The sequence below is a fragment of the Mongoliitalea daihaiensis genome (assembly GCF_021596945.1).
Classification (GTDB): Bacteria; Bacteroidota; Bacteroidia; order Cytophagales; family Cyclobacteriaceae; genus Mongoliitalea; species Mongoliitalea daihaiensis.
This window is the reverse complement of record NZ_CP063779.1, coordinates 599735-614411: the sequence shown is the minus strand read 5'-3', so window position 1 is coordinate 614411 and position 14677 is coordinate 599735. Positions and strand designations below refer to the sequence as shown.

At 38.8% G+C, this 14677-nt stretch carries 15 protein-coding genes; 5 read left to right on the top strand and 10 right to left on the bottom strand.

Features of this window, described 5'->3' with window-relative positions:
• The first annotated feature begins 20 nt into the window (after window positions 1-20).
• Both IPZ59_RS02355 and truA read left to right on the top strand, forming a co-directional pair.
• Window positions 21-1025, top strand: coding sequence for a glycoside hydrolase family 5 protein (locus IPZ59_RS02355; protein ID WP_236138280.1), 1005 nt, complete (start codon window positions 21-23; stop codon window positions 1023-1025).
• Window positions 1026-1034: 9 nt separating this feature from the next.
• On the top strand, window positions 1035-1820 hold the full coding sequence (gene truA / locus IPZ59_RS02350) for a tRNA pseudouridine(38-40) synthase TruA (protein ID WP_236138279.1): 786 nt from the start codon (window positions 1035-1037) through the stop codon (window positions 1818-1820).
• A gap of 278 nt (window positions 1821-2098) precedes the next feature.
• Here the strand turns inward: truA and IPZ59_RS02345 are convergent, their stop codons facing one another.
• From IPZ59_RS02345 to IPZ59_RS02300, 10 genes are all read right to left on the bottom strand, one after another.
• On the bottom strand, window positions 2099-2290 hold the full coding sequence (locus tag IPZ59_RS02345) for a hypothetical protein (RefSeq protein ID WP_236138278.1): 192 nt from the start codon (window positions 2288-2290) through the stop codon (window positions 2099-2101).
• 149 nt (window positions 2291-2439) lie between these two features.
• Window positions 2440-3075 carry a DUF2911 domain-containing protein gene (locus tag IPZ59_RS02340; RefSeq protein ID WP_236138277.1) on the bottom strand — a complete coding sequence of 212 codons (636 nt, stop codon included), beginning with the start codon at window positions 3073-3075 and terminating at the stop codon, window positions 2440-2442.
• Window position 3076: 1 nt separating this feature from the next.
• Entirely contained in the window at window positions 3077-3892 is an 816-nt protein-coding gene (locus tag IPZ59_RS02335) for an enoyl-ACP reductase FabI (protein WP_236138276.1), read from the bottom strand.
• 119 nt (window positions 3893-4011) lie between these two features.
• A complete protein-coding gene (recN, locus tag IPZ59_RS02330) occupies window positions 4012-5664 on the bottom strand; it encodes a DNA repair protein RecN (RefSeq protein ID WP_236138275.1) in 1653 nt (550 codons plus the stop codon).
• 45 nt (window positions 5665-5709) lie between these two features.
• Entirely contained in the window at window positions 5710-6612 is a 903-nt protein-coding gene (porD, locus tag IPZ59_RS02325; protein ID WP_236139760.1) for a type IX secretion system protein PorD, read from the bottom strand.
• 40 nt (window positions 6613-6652) lie between these two features.
• Window positions 6653-7861, bottom strand: a complete 1209-nt coding sequence (gene coaBC / locus IPZ59_RS02320; RefSeq protein WP_236138274.1) for a bifunctional phosphopantothenoylcysteine decarboxylase/phosphopantothenate--cysteine ligase CoaBC — start codon at window positions 7859-7861, stop codon at window positions 6653-6655.
• Window positions 7861-8175, bottom strand: coding sequence for a DNA-directed RNA polymerase subunit omega (locus IPZ59_RS02315; RefSeq protein ID WP_236138273.1), 315 nt, complete (start codon window positions 8173-8175; stop codon window positions 7861-7863). Before IPZ59_RS02315 ends, coaBC begins: the two co-directional genes overlap by 1 nt.
• Window positions 8176-8196: 21 nt before the next feature.
• Window positions 8197-9123: an outer membrane protein assembly factor BamD gene (locus tag IPZ59_RS02310; RefSeq protein ID WP_236138272.1), complete on the bottom strand. Its 927-nt coding sequence runs from the start codon at window positions 9121-9123 to the stop codon at window positions 8197-8199.
• A gap of 69 nt (window positions 9124-9192) precedes the next feature.
• Entirely contained in the window at window positions 9193-9897 is a 705-nt protein-coding gene (locus IPZ59_RS02305; RefSeq protein ID WP_236138271.1) for a T9SS type A sorting domain-containing protein, read from the bottom strand.
• Window positions 9898-10085: 188 nt separating this feature from the next.
• Window positions 10086-11699: an OstA-like protein gene (locus IPZ59_RS02300; RefSeq protein WP_236138270.1), complete on the bottom strand. Its 1614-nt coding sequence runs from the start codon at window positions 11697-11699 to the stop codon at window positions 10086-10088.
• A 49-nt stretch (window positions 11700-11748) separates the two neighbouring features.
• Between IPZ59_RS02300 and tilS the strand changes: the two genes are divergently transcribed.
• The 3 genes from tilS to mdh all read left to right on the top strand — a co-directional run bounded on the left by tilS (window position 11749) and on the right by mdh (window position 14669).
• Window positions 11749-13077 (top strand): tRNA lysidine(34) synthetase TilS, encoded by a 1329-nt coding sequence (tilS, locus tag IPZ59_RS02295; protein ID WP_236138269.1) that lies wholly within the window; start codon window positions 11749-11751, stop codon window positions 13075-13077.
• A complete protein-coding gene (locus IPZ59_RS02290; protein ID WP_236138268.1) occupies window positions 13074-13604 on the top strand; it encodes a Crp/Fnr family transcriptional regulator in 531 nt (176 codons plus the stop codon). Before tilS ends, IPZ59_RS02290 begins: the two co-directional genes overlap by 4 nt.
• A 126-nt stretch (window positions 13605-13730) precedes the next feature.
• On the top strand, window positions 13731-14669 hold the full coding sequence (gene mdh, locus IPZ59_RS02285; protein WP_236138267.1) for a malate dehydrogenase: 939 nt from the start codon (window positions 13731-13733) through the stop codon (window positions 14667-14669).
• Window positions 14670-14677: the final 8 nt, after the last annotated feature.

Genomic DNA, 14677 nt, shown 5'->3' with positions numbered 1-14677 from the left:
TAAGTACTAAAATTTTTACCTTGTCGCGACTCTTATTTTGTTGGGTTTGTTTGATTGGAAACTACCCTTTGCAGGCCCAAGAAAACAAACCTCTCCCTAAGATAGAAGGGATGAATCTTACAGGCCTAGAGCGTGTATGGGATCGGCCTGTCTTTCGATTCAAAAATGTAAAAAAGCAATTGGTATCAGTACAGAAACAGGGAATTTCAGCAGTAAGGATGCCATTAGCTTTCGAGTATTGGTTTGCTTGTGATCCTAGTTTTGAGAAAAAACTGAAGAAAGTGATTGATTTCAGTGTAAAAAATGACCTCGTACTAGTATTATCTTTTTTTGATCATGGGTTAGCTGAGCATTCTTTCAAAGAAGATTCCAAGCGACTCCTATATTTTTGGAAAAAGGTGTTGCAGGTAATTGGATCAAATTCACAGGGGATCTATTTAGAAATAGTCAACGAACCGAACCTGTCACCAACGTCTTGGGAGCAGGTAGCCATTGAGCTTATCTCAGGAATCAGAGCTGAAAATTCCCAAATTCCCATCATCGTAGGAGCGACAAATTCCAATAGTATGTTTGAGTTGAGTAGGATGGAGCCATTTCCTTTTGAGGGATTGATTTATACATTTCATTATTATGAGCCATACATATTTACTCATCAAGGTACGGAGTGGACAGGTAATCAGCATGCTACTATGGGGATTCCCTACCCATTTCAAAAAGGGAGAATGCCTGATCTGGACAAAAAAGCCATGCATACAGCAGCTGAAGTCAATTTTAGGGATTATGAGCGTACGGGTAACTTGCTAGCTGTGGAAGATAAAATTTCACAAATAGCTGACTGGGCTCGTCGGCACAGAGTACAGCTATGGTGTACGGAGTATGGGGTGACTATTAATGCTGATGAACGTTCAAGAATAAATTATCTTGAAGATGTGCATAAAACCTTAGAAAAATATCAAATCCCTGCATTTGTGTGGGAATGGGAGGGGAATTTCGGAGTTAAAGAATTGTTAGAAACAAAGAATTGAAATTTATAGATGCAAAATAAACCATTCATTTACCGCTTTCCCATTCAATACCTAGGACTCCGATATGCAGGTTGGGCCAAGCAAAACAATGCGAAAACAGTGCAGGGTACCTTGGAACGGTGTATTCGATATGTATTGGGGCATGAACAATTCCGGACCTTGGGAGCGAGCAGGACAGATGCTGGGGTTTCGGCTAATCAAGCTTTTTTCTGTTTGTATGTAGCCTCAGAAATTGAAAATATTGGGAGTTTTCACGAAGCGATTAATCGTAATCTACCTCCTGATATTCGAGTAGGGGAAGGCAGGGTAGTGGATGCTTCCTTCAATATCATTCAGGATGTAGCTAGTAAAGAATACCACTATCACGTGGCTTATGGGGAAAAATTTCATCCATTTCATGCGGGTACGCTTAGTTTCTTTCCAGAAGATTTAGCAGTAGAGGAAATGAAAGAAGCTATTAAAATCTTTATTGGGAAGCACGATTTTAGACGATTTTGTTCAGCAGATAAGGTTAGCGATAGCTATGAGCGTGAGATTTTACATGCAGAAGTCCTCCATCATCCCTTGGCGGGAATTGATGATTTTCCAAAAAAATCCCTATTAATCAAACTTAGGGGTGCTGGTTTTTTGCGTTATCAAATCCGGATTATGGTACAGGCTTTGGTAGATTTAGGAGCTGGGAAAGTAAGTAAAGAAGGTCTCAAGGATGCCTTGAAAAGTTTAGAGAAATCCCCAATTACTCAAGCTGCACCGGCGAATGGATTGGTACTATTTAAAGTAGAGTTTAAGACTTAGTAAATAGGTTATTTTTTATTACTCTTGACAATCAGAATGATAATTTGCTAATTTTCAAATTTAAAAAAATAAACTAGTTTGTCCGTTTATTAGAACTCTTCGAATTTTTAGAGGTCCAAATGCAGGATAAATCTGTGGGGTTTCTTTTAGCTTTGAAATAGTTGAGTCTAATTTTTCAAGAAAATTCAGAATTTGTTTGTCATACCATTTGATACTTAGGTAATCGATGACTTCTGAAAGGCTAATTTCAGATTCTCTCGTCCAAATTACCTCAAAACTCATTTTTTATATTTTTGATAAAGATCTTCCATAACCTCATTATGAGGTCTAACTTTCCCATCTTGATAATCTTTTATACCCCTTTGGATAGATTCTTTCGTTTCCTCATCTAATGAATTCCAAAAATCCATTTCATCTTCAAAAAGAAGATTTCTGATTTGATTCAAGATATTTTCATTATCAGTGGCCATGATTTTTCAATCAAGGTGTATTTTAATAACTTATCCATGATGAAATTCACAAAATTTTTTTAAAAAACCCTCAAACTATCATTTGGCTCGACCTTTGAAAAGCGTTTTCTAAAAAAAAGCTACTCTTTTGAGTAGCTTTTTTTAAAGTCTTACAGGCTTACGGGCATCCGAACTTTTATGGTGTCCCAAGAGAGGGCAATCTCAACTTCTGAGTCACCTGCCATTAAAATTTCATAGGTTAAGCGTTGCACAGGATTGTCAAGTGTTTCCGGTGTTACCTTTACCCTTACCACATCTTCTGCCTCATCATACTCATCGGCCAAATGCTGGTCATAGACCTTGTTCAAAATCAATGTCCACTCTTCTCTCCCTGGAATGGTGAAAAATCCATACATGCCAGCCGGTACCGTTACGCCATTAATGGCTACATCTTTGGAGAAGGTTACTGCCGTAGCCCAATGTGAACCGGACACCCATACTTGGTCATAAGAAACTAAGCCATTCCAGATGACACGACCGCGCATACCTGGGGAACCGTAATTGATGGTAATATCTGTTCCTCCCATGCTTGCTGAAGCCTCTCTACGAGCACTACCTTTGAAGGTGTCTTCGATTAGCCCCGCATTCACACTGTCTGCATAGGCCACACGTTCCAGCAAGTGTTCTTTTTCAAGGTTGCTTAACTCTTCTTCAACAACTTCTACTTCATTGCTTGTTTCCTGACTAGTACAAGCAAACAGGCCCGCAAAAGCAAGAGCTAACGCTCCAAGAACTACTTTTTTCATCTTATAAATCTTTAAATTGATCCATCAATTCTTCTGAAATCCCCGTAGTGGAGTATCCTCCATCGTGGAAAAGATTCTGCATAGTTACGTATCTGGTCAAGTCTGAGAACATGGTGATGATGTAATCTGCACAAGCTTCTGCAGATGCATTGCCCAATGGAGACATTTTATCTGCAAAGTTGTAGAAGGTATCGAAACCTCCAATTCCTGTTCCAGCAGTAGTTTTGGTAGGGGATTGAGAGATGGTATTTACTCGGACTTTTTTCAACTTACCGTATCTGTAGCCGTATCCTCTAGCGATGCTTTCTAACATGGCTTTGGCATCTGCCATATCGGTGTAAAAAGGATAGACTCTCTGAGCTGCGATATAAGATAGACCCATGATAGAACCCCATTCATTCATGACATCCATTTTCTCAGACACTTGCATCATCTTATGAAAAGAGATGGCCGATACATCATAAGATTTGACTGCCCAATCATAGTTGAGATCACCATAAGACCTTCCTTTACGTATATTTGGGGACATCCCAATGGAGTGGAGTATAAAGTCAAAGTTGCCTCCTAAAAATTCTTTAGCCTCAGAGTAAAGTTTCTCGATATCTTCCAATGAAGTAGCATCTGCGGGAATCACGATTGTGTTGCACTGCTCAGCCAATTCCTTGATAGCTCCCATTCTCATGGCTATAGGCGCATTGGTCAATACAAATTTCGCTCCTTGTTCGTGGGCCTTGATAGCAGTTTTCCAGGCGATGGAATTTTCGTCCAAGGCACCTGTAATGATGCCTACTTTCCCTTTTAGTAAATTTTCAGCCATTGTATATTTTTTTGGTTGGTTACTAAGATTAATCGGTAAAAATAGTCAAAAAATCTGGAAGCTAATTCATGGATGGATAAGGCATTGTATGAAAAGAGTCACCCAGCGAACCTGATCTATCAGTTTTTAAGCAGTTCACGTGCACTTTCAAAGGCTGCTTCAGATGGACTGGCACCCGCAATCATCTGGGCAATTGCTTCGACACGCGCATCTTTTTCAAGTAATTTCATCCTGCTGATAGTTTTTTCAGCAGAGTGATCTTTGTAGACAAAGTAATGATGGTCTCCCTTGGCGGCAACTTGAGGCAGGTGCGAAATACATATAACTTGATGTTTATCTGCGATGTTTTGCATCATTTTGACCATTTTGAGTGCAACTTCCCCTGATACACCTGTGTCAATTTCATCAAAAATCAGAGTTGGTAAGGCCATTTTATCGGCCATGATGTATTTGATGGCGAAAATCAATCTAGAAAATTCCCCACCAGACGCTACTTGCTTCAAGGCTTGTGGCTTTACACCCTTATTGGCAGAAAATAGAATATCCAGCTGATCTAATCCAAGTTTGGTTGGGGCAATCGATGTCTGCTCTAATTGAATGTCTGCATTTTCCATCCCCAATTGCTGCAACAACTTCGTTAACTCCTGCGCAAAAGGGAGGAAGCTTTCAGTGCGTTTTTTTGTTAGTTTTTTCCCTGCTTCCAACATGTTTTTCTCCTGCAATTGAAGTTCTTTTTCAAGCTTTTCAAGATCCTCGTCAAGGTTTTCTGCTTTCAATACTTTTTCTGCCAAGGATTCTTCCAATAATATCAAAGCTTCCACCGAATCAAGCCCGTGCTTCTTTTGCAGTTGGTAAATTTTGCTTAATCGTTCGCGGACTTCCTCAAGCCTTTCAAAATCTACTTCGATCTTTTGGTCTTCTTCTTCTAAACTTGCGGCAATATCTTGCAACTCAATCCAAGCAGATTGGGTGCGTTCCTGTAAGGAGTCAAATTTATGGGTGAGCTTGCTCAGGTGTTGGACGCCATGACTCGTTTGAGAGAGCATGCGTAAAATGCCAAATTGCTCGTCTTCTAACTGATTGAGAACCTCTTGGATTTTGCTCTTGATCTCCTCTGCATTTTCAAGGATTTCCTGCTCTTCCTCGAGCATTGCTTGTTCCCCTGCTTCTAACCGCAGAGTAGCCAATTCATCTAATTGAAATTTGTTGAAGTCTGCTTCTTTTTGAAGATCAGCTGCTTCTTTTTGAAGGGTACGCAATCTTTTTTTGCTTTGCTCAAACGAGGCGAATGTTTCTTGATAGTATTCGAGCTCTTTTTGGGTAGATGCGTAGGCATCGATCAACGAAAGTTGATAGCTACCATCCCCGAGCATCAGTGTGTCATGTTGGGAGTGTACATCCATCAAAGACTTTCCAAGGTCTTTGAGAATATCAAGTACTACGGGGGTATCATTGACAAAAGCTCTTGATTTTCCTGCGGGGCTTATTTCTCTCCGGATAATGCATTCAGGCTCATAATCAAGATCATGCTGTTCAAAAAAGTGCTGCAGCTGATAAGTACTGAGCTCAAAAACACCTTCTACCACACATTTGTTTTCTGGATCATGCAAGGTTTTGCTATCTGCTCTATTGCCTAATAATAAACCCACTGCTCCAAGCATAATCGACTTACCTGCCCCAGTTTCGCCTGTAATCATGTTGAGTGACTTGCTTGGATTCATCTCCAGGCTTTGGATTAAGGCATAATTTTGTATACGGAGTGATTTGAGCATGTCAGGAACGAAGCGTTTGGAAAAACAAATCTAGTAAAATAGTCCCTAGCCTTTCAATATATCATTGTATCTTTTGGCATTCGTGGGGTCAATTTTTAACAATAAGGCTACAGCTTCTGTTCGGATTTCCATGGGTGCCCTTTTTAAAATATTGCTGACTTCCTCACTTTTAGCATCCATAAATGCAATGGTGAGTATACTATTGGGTTGTATTTGATTAGCTTCTGCCACTAATTTGAGCGCAGCCACTATATTTGCGTAAGCTTCTTCAGGATTAGTAATCAAAAGATCTAGCCCTTTTCTATGGTATAAATAAATGGATTCCCTGATAGGGGCCATGACTGAAGAAGTATATACATCTGTAATTAATGCATTTCTGTTTCTTCGATCACTGTTGCTAGGAGTCCATCCGATCCGTGTAGAGGATTGGGCATTATTGACGATAGTGTTGGCGATTTCAAAATAAGGATCTCCGCCTTTCAAAGAAAAGCTATCGTAATCAAAGCCCAGTGAAATGTAGGCATAGAACGAAAGCAAGGAACTGATGTTGTTCAAAAAAGAAAATCTGTTAAACTCTATTGGTTGAGAGGCGATGTAATCAAAAGACCAGTTTCTATCAATAAAGTTGAGGACCATAGTTTCATAATTGGTGCCAAAAACGGGTCGGATAGATTGAATTTGAACTGTTGCATTATAGCTTCCAGCTTGGGTCATATCTCCAATGGTTAGAAGCATGTTCCCTTTGATGCGTTCATTAGCACTGAATTGATCGTTGGTCCATGATCTCCCATTCAGAAACTGTTCAAAATTGGATTTCATGTCTTGGAAGACATTCGTCTCCATTGTACGCGCTCGATCACTGTTGATGATGACAGTAAAGTTGAGTTCTTGCGCGGATAGATGTGTGCAGACAAGAAGTAGGATCGCTAAGATTCGTAGAAAGTTCATGCTTTTCATTGGACTCATGAATTTAACGAATTATTCTGAATCAAATTTCAATTGGTAAGTCTTTCACGCAGTCAACTATCAGTTTAGCTACTTCATCTTTATGTAAGGTGTCTGTCGTGAGGCTTTTTCCATTTTTGAAAAAGATGCTGACTTTATTCGTGTCATATTGAAATCCAGCACCTTGATCTCTCATGGAGTTGAGAACAATTAGATCAAAATTTTTCTTTTCTAATTTTGATTTTGCATGAAACACTTCATTTTCTGTTTCCAAAGCAAAGCCTACGTGAATTTGTCCTTGCTTTTTCTTCTTTCCCAGAGCGAAGGCAATATCCACATTTTTCACTAGCGTGATTTGCATCTGATCATCTGACTTTTTGATTTTTTCAGTTGCAATATCTTTAGGAGTGTAGTCTGCAACTGCCGCCGCAAACACACAGATGTCTGCTTGGTGATGGTGAATTTGGGTCACCTCATACATTTCTTGAGCACTTCTGACAGTATGTATTTTAATACCTGTATGATGTGGCTTTTTGGCGCCCTGCCCAAGGATTACGGTTACATCTGCACCCTTACTAGCGAAAGCTTCTGCAATAGCGGCCCCCATTTTACCGGAAGAGTGATTGGAGATAAACCGTACGGGATCGATCGCCTCTTGCGTGGGACCTGAAGTGATCAAGATTTTTTTACCTCGAAAAGTCTGACTCTCTTGAAAAAATTGAGTAACATGTTCAAGGATATGTTCAGGCTCCATCAAGCGTCCCTGACCATTCAGTCCAGAAGCTAATTCACCTGATTCAGCTTCTAAAATAATATTTCCAAAGTCAGCTAGTCTTTGAAGGTTTTCTTTGACAGCAGGATGAAGATACATATCCAAATCCATTGCTGGGGCTACCATAACAGGGCATTTTGCCGATAAATAGGTTGCTGTTAATAAATTATCACAGATTCCTTGAGCAAATTTAGCAAGGGTATTGGCAGAAATCGGAGCCACTAAAAATAAATCCGCCCACATCCCTAATTCCACATGGTTGGTCCAAACACCGGTTGCGGAATCCGCAAACTGATGATGTACCGGGCCTTTGGAGAGAGTGGCCAGAGTTAAAGGTGTTATAAAATCAAGAGCAGAAGTGCTCATAATGATTTGCACTTCTGCTCCTTCTTTTACAAGAAGTCTTGTTAAGTGTGCGGCTTTGTAAGCAGCAATACTTCCAGTGACTCCCAATAAAATTTTTTTACCGTCTAAATGCATTAACCTTCGCTGGATTCTTCTGGCATACGGTAATGAACTTTTCCCTCTAAGAATTCTTCCATAGCAAGCGTACTTGGCTTTGGCATTCTTTCATAGAAGCGAGAGATTTCAATTTGCTCTTTATTTTCAAAAACCTCTTCAAGGTTATCAACAGTGGAAGCAAATTCAGATAATTTATTATTCAATTCCTCTTTCATTGTGGAAGAAATCTGCTTCGCACGCTGTCCAATAGTGTGAATTGATTCATAAATGTTGCCAGTGTTAGTTGCTAACTTATCCAGATCTCTGGTAATGATGGATGGATTGACTGCCATAATATTCGTTGTTAAGTTTTTCTAGTTATTGTTCGTTGCTGGTCCAGAAGTAGCGGTCTCTGGTACTGTGGCTGCGGCGGCTGCTTCTTCCGCTTTCGCTCTTCTTTCTTCAAATTCTTTTTTCACTTTTGCATGTGCAATAAGTTCAGCTTCAGATTTTTTGAAGTAATTCTCAACGGATGAGGTGTATTTACTATCAGGATATCGTCTTTTGAATTGATCTGTAAATTTGGCTACATCTTTCAAACGATCCTCCTTTTTATCAAAAGCTGAATTGGCACCATATTTAAGTGATACCTCTACTAATTTGTATGCTAACTCTTCGTTATACTTACTGTCAGGATAGTTTTTAGCAAAATTCTGGAAACTAATAATACATGCTCTGTAAAAATCACCTGGGAAAAGGCCTTCTGTCATTCGTAAGTAAAGCATTGCTTCTTGATAAGCCTTTTCTTCAAACCTTACTTGCAGGTCATTTATCATCGTCATGGCTCGCTCGTAAGAGTCAGATTGTGGAAAACGATTGATAAAAAGCTGAATGGCATTTACAGCATCTTTGCTGCTTTTTTGATCCAAATTATAGTCCGGGGAGTCCTGATAAAGGGAATAAGCATTCATAAACAATGCTTCCTCTGCCAATGGGCTTCGATTGTAAGTTTGGTAGAATGTATTAAAATATCCAGCAGATTCTATGTAGCGTTTGGTTCGAAAGTGGCTGTATGCATAGTTGAAGTCTGCTAGTTCAGCCTTTTCACTTCCACGGATTACAGGCAAGACCTTATCGTATAAGATAATGGCCTTGTTGTACTCTCCCTCGTTGTAATATTTGTTAGCAGCTTCATACAACACTTCCCAGTCAGTGCTTTTCTCAAGTTTATAAAACTTGCCACAAGAACTGAATGAAAGAGAACTGATAAAAAGGATGCTATGGATGAGGTACTTATTCATAAATTTTTGGAGGCGCAAATATAAGGTATAATTATTTGGTATCAAACTGAAACTCTTTGGAGGAATAGATCACTTCTTAACAACGAGTTTTTTTGTTACTATATTTTTGTTGTCCACAAAAAGGGTATAAAAATAGATACCTGGATTGAGGTTAGCCACGTTGATAGCCAAGGATTTCTGTAGTGGGTCTAATTGATATTCTGCAATTGGGTTGCCAATAAAGCTATTTACCACAATTTTTGCTGTGGCATTTGGGTTTTTGTATTCATAATCGATTTGAGCAATCCGGTTACTTGGATTGGGGTAAATTTCACCTAAGGATATATCCTTATGCATAGTGTCTGATGCATTTGGAGCATATACGTCATATACAGCTTCGATTGTAAACATATCTCTACTATTAGTTCCTTGAATGAATTGAAGATCAAAACTTCCTCTTACCTCGGATATTCCCAAATCTAACTCTAAGTAAAGATCTGTGTATATTTCTCCAGGGCCTAAGGTGAATTTGATTTTGCCCAATTCTCTTTTAGGATCGAAACATTTATCACCTAAACAAACTTTCAGGTTTTGCGAACTTCCTACATTCCCTTTTAATGATCTTAAGGCATATTCCTTAGCCTGAGAGGATTCATTTTGAATGATTAATGACTTGCGTTGGGTGGTTCCGATTTTACCTGTAAAATTGGTATTTTCTGACAACACACGAACCTGACCCCAAGAATACCATGGCAGCATGATCAAACAAGCTAATATCAAAAGGATTTGTCTCATGTAAAGTTTTTCAATAAGCGTCAGAAATTAAGTACTTTACTAGTTTAACGTTAAATTTAACAATAAGATTTATACAAATAATAATATACGGGTTAATTTTTGTTAACCTCTGCAAAATAATTTTTATTAATTATCGTTTCCAGAATTCATCTCAAAAATCGAAGGGTTGATCCTGTTGTTTTGCAAGTTTAATTTTTCTTTTCGTCCAACGCTTTTTGTATTTCGTCATCCGAAGGGAGTGGTATGATTACTTCAGGTTTATCAAAGAGACTATTGCCTTTATTTTCCTTTCTTTTGGGTGTTCTCCAAATGAAAAACTCTTCTAAGGATGGCTTTTCTTCCTCTCTCCAAACGAAGCCTTCTAATAGTCTATCTTCCTCCTTGAGCATATGAGGTGGAAGAAATGAACCTTCAGGTTTTACTAACCAATTGATTTTTTGAATATTGCCATCTTCAAAAAACATCATTATACTGGAGCAAAGGATTTTGTTCATCCCTCTTAAGGTGGAATCTCCAATCAAATCAAAATATAAAGACTCTCCATTTCCCTCAATGTGGAAACGGTTAATTTTACCTTCTAAGAAATAGCCCGTCATCTTTCTTCCTTTGATTTGATTGAAATTACCAATGGTGTCTTTGGTGATGTTGAAGGCGTTTTTGCGCAAAAAGACCCGATCAATATCTTCGTTGGCAATTAAAAAATGAATACTATCTGCTGTGATTTGTGATTTCTCATTCCATAGTATGGGGTCGCGGTAGAGGTGTACGGTTGAATCTGCAAAGTTGTAAGACAAGGAATCTGACTTCCCCTTAAAATCCTCTTTAATCATCTGAACATTTCGGAATGCATTCATAAACCGTTCTTCGGCTAACTCACTATCCTGGGAAATTAGAGTATCTGCAATTACGTATAGCGTGTCTCGCTCAAAGTAGCGCTGTACCATCGCATTTCCTGTCACGATGCTATATTTCCTATCTTCCCAATATTTCCCCTCATCTCCAAAGACTTCTACATTTCGCTCTTTATTTAGGACAGCGACATTATTCCGTCCTTCATAATATTGAAGTTTTTCATCATAATAGAGAATGTCACCATACACTCTGCTTCGTTCATTCTCTACGTCTCCCTCAAAAAAGCGGAAGATTTTATTTTCGGTATCGTAAAAGCTTCCTTTTTGGGCGTTTAGAAGATCACCTTCTTTGGAAACAATATTCGTCAACCCTACCGTCTCGGCTGTTTTCGGAACCGTCCGATAAATCATAAAGTTAGTTTTGAGCGTATAATCAGGATTGACAAGTACTACATCCTCGGTAAAAGTGATTTTTTCAATGCTTGTTTCATAGGTCCCCAGTCTACTTGTAAGCACATTGGTACTATCGACCACTTTTCCATTGTTGAAGTAATTGGCAATCCCAGTGGTCCGATCGTAATCCAAAAACTCTGTATATAAAGTGGTGCCATCATTTTTCAGGATTACATTGTTTCGGAGTTTGGCCATGCGCGTGTTGCCATCGTATTCTGCATAGCGGCTGGTAGTTACTATTGGATCTTTAGTGTCTACAATGCGGACGTTTCCAAATAGTTTTGCCATATTTTCTTCTCTGTAAAAATGTGCCGAATCACAGTAGATGAGCGAGTTTTGGTGTTTCATGCGGACATTTAGCAACAATCGTTCAAATCCACTAGCACCTTGAAGCAGTTCTGCTTGTTGGATTTCCAATAAATTATCCCCTTGGCCAAAAGCTAGCGGATAGCTTGTGAGGCAAAAATAGAAAGCAAATAGAAGGATAAGTTGTCGCATTTGAGAATGAATAGGTGGCAAAATTAACTAAAATTGGTATTTTTGATCTATGCTCGGAGACTTTATCAGCTATATACGTTCAAAAAACCTTTTGGATCCTCAAAAAAAATACCTTCTAGCGATTAGCGGTGGAGTTGACTCTGTTGCTTTGGGTCATTTGTTACATTTATCAGGGATTACTTTTGATGTTGCAACAGTCAATTTCAATCTTCGGGGAACAGATAGTGAAGAAGATTTTACGTTTGTACAGGGATTGGCCACTCGCTGGGGTGTAGGGTTTCATGGTCAAGTAGTCCCCTTGGAGGTTTGGGATAAGCTTTCCAACGAAAGCATACAAATGAAGGCGCGTACTTTACGCTACGAATGGCTAGAAGATCTAGTTATTCATCATGCGTATGAGGCGGTGTTGGTTGCACATCATTTTGAAGATCAATTAGAAACAATTTGGTTGCATCTTTTGAGAGGATGTGGAATTGATGGGATTTATGGAATGGCTGAGAGGCGAGGTCATATTATTAGACCTCTTTTAAATTTCCGAAAGGAATCCTTGGTGACTTTTATGGAAAGTAATGGCTTTACATGGAGAGAAGATCGAAGCAATCAAAAGGATATATATCAACGGAATTTTATCCGCAACCAAGTATTGGCCCAGGTCGAACAGGGGTTCCCAAAAGGCTTAAAGCAGATGGCAGAGAGCTTTGGAAGAATAAAAGATACTGGGAAAGCATTTCATCATTTGTATGAGCGTTGGAAAAATGAAGAAGTTGTCAGGGAAGGTGAATACGAATATTTAAAAATTTCCTCTTTTAAAACAATACCAGGAAGGCACAGCATGCTTTTTTATTGGTTGAGAGATACAGGTTTTTCTTCCGCACAGGTAGAAGATATTTTACAGGCTGTTGATGACAATCAGGTTGGTAAACTCTTTCACTCCTTTGCTCATACGCTCAATGTAGATAGAGAAAACCTCTTATTAGGTAATCGAAAAAATGAGTTTTTGCCTTTTGAAATTGAGCATACAGATGTTGCATGTTCGATTCATGGTCAAGGATATGATATTTTGCGCATTCAGAAAAACAGTTTCGTCGATCATTCTTCTGAAAATGCCATGATGGATGTTTCAAGCCTGATTTTCCCTTTGAAGGTCAGAAATTGGGAGCTTGGTGATCGGTTTTTGCCATTGGGAATGAATAAGGAAAAAAAGATCAGTGATTTTTTGGTAGATTTGAAAGTGTCAATGATTCAAAAAAGAGATGTGAAGGTTATGCTTAGTGGAGAAAAAATTGTTTGGGTTATTGGCCTTCGAATCAGTGAACTCGTAAAACTAAAGGGAAGTACCCAAGAGGTTATATATTTCAAGAAAAAAGCACACCCATGATCAATCCATTTTCACGTACGTTTTCAGTTTCTGAATTAGAAATCTTTGAGTTTTTCATGCAAGTGGGTTTTTTTGAAAAGCTCAAGCATGTGGAAATGGCTAAATTTCTACCAGCCTTGCATTACCGTACGTACTATAAAGACGAGGTAGTGTTTTTCAGTGGAGATCCTAGTCAGGCATTCTATATGGTCCGATCGGGACTGATCAATTTATCGATTGATATCAAAGATAATTTTGAAAAAATCCACGAGGTCCGGAAAAATGAAGCTTTTGGTGAAAATTCTTTACTTGAAAATCAAAAAAGAATCTACACCGCGATTGTTGCATCTGATCAAGCGGATTTATTGGTGATTCCACATTTTGCCTTACAGGAAATTTTTGATAACAATACCAAAATCAAAGCTAAGATGATGACCGCATTAGCAGAGTTTTATAACAAAAACAATCACAGGCTTTTCAAGTCTTATAAAAGTTCATTTGGCTTTTTCAATTTATCAGAAATGTTTGGTTCGAATGAAAATCTATAGTATTTAGCAAATCCTTTTTTTTCTGAATCAAGTTAAAGTACCAAAAGCTTCCTAAAGTCTCCACTCTTTGATACCTTTGGGATACGTAAAAAAATCAAATATTAACTAAAAATAAATCCATATATCATGACAAAAGTAACTGTAGTTGGAGCAGGTAACGTAGGTGCTACCTGTGCGGATGTTTTGGCTTACAGAGAAATAGCTGAAGAAATTGTTTTATTGGACATCAAAGAAGGTATGGCTGAGGGTAAAGCTCTAGATATCTGGCAAAAAGCTCCAATTAATCAATATGATAGCAGAACTGTTGGTAGTACAAATGACTACTCAAAAACAGCAGATTCAGACGTTGTCGTAATTACTTCAGGTCTTCCGAGAAAGCCAGGAATGACCCGCGATGATTTGATCGAAACCAATGCGGGTATTGTTAAAACTGTTACAGAGAATGTAGTAAAATATTCTCCAAACGCTATTATTATTGTGGTTTCCAATCCATTGGACGTCATGACGTATCAGGCACATATCACGTCCAAACTTCCAAGAACAAAAGTTTTGGGAATGGCTGGAATTTTGGATACTGCCCGTTACAGAGCATTCTTGGCCGAAGAGTTAAATATCTCTGGTAAAGAAATCCAAGCTATTTTGATGGGTGGTCACGGTGACACCATGGTCCCTCTTCCGAGATATACCACAGTTGCTGGTATTCCCGTGACGGAGTTGATTGCTGCAGATAAGCTAGATGCAATTATTGAGCGCACCAAATTTGGTGGTGGCGAGTTGGTAAAATTGATGGGTACTTCTGCATGGTATGCGCCAGGATCTGCTGCTGCTCAAATGGTAGAATCTATCTTGAAAAACCAGCGCAGGGTATTCCCTGTATGTATCAAGCTTGATGGCGAATACGGTATCGATGATTGCTACTTGGGTGTACCTGTAATCCTTGGTAAAAATGGAGTTGAAAAAGTCATTGAACTAGATCTAAATGCTGACGAAAAAGCTCTTTTGGAAGTGTCTAGAGGTCATGTAAAAGAAGTAATGAACGTATTGGATAAGTTATCTTCCAAATAATTCATTTC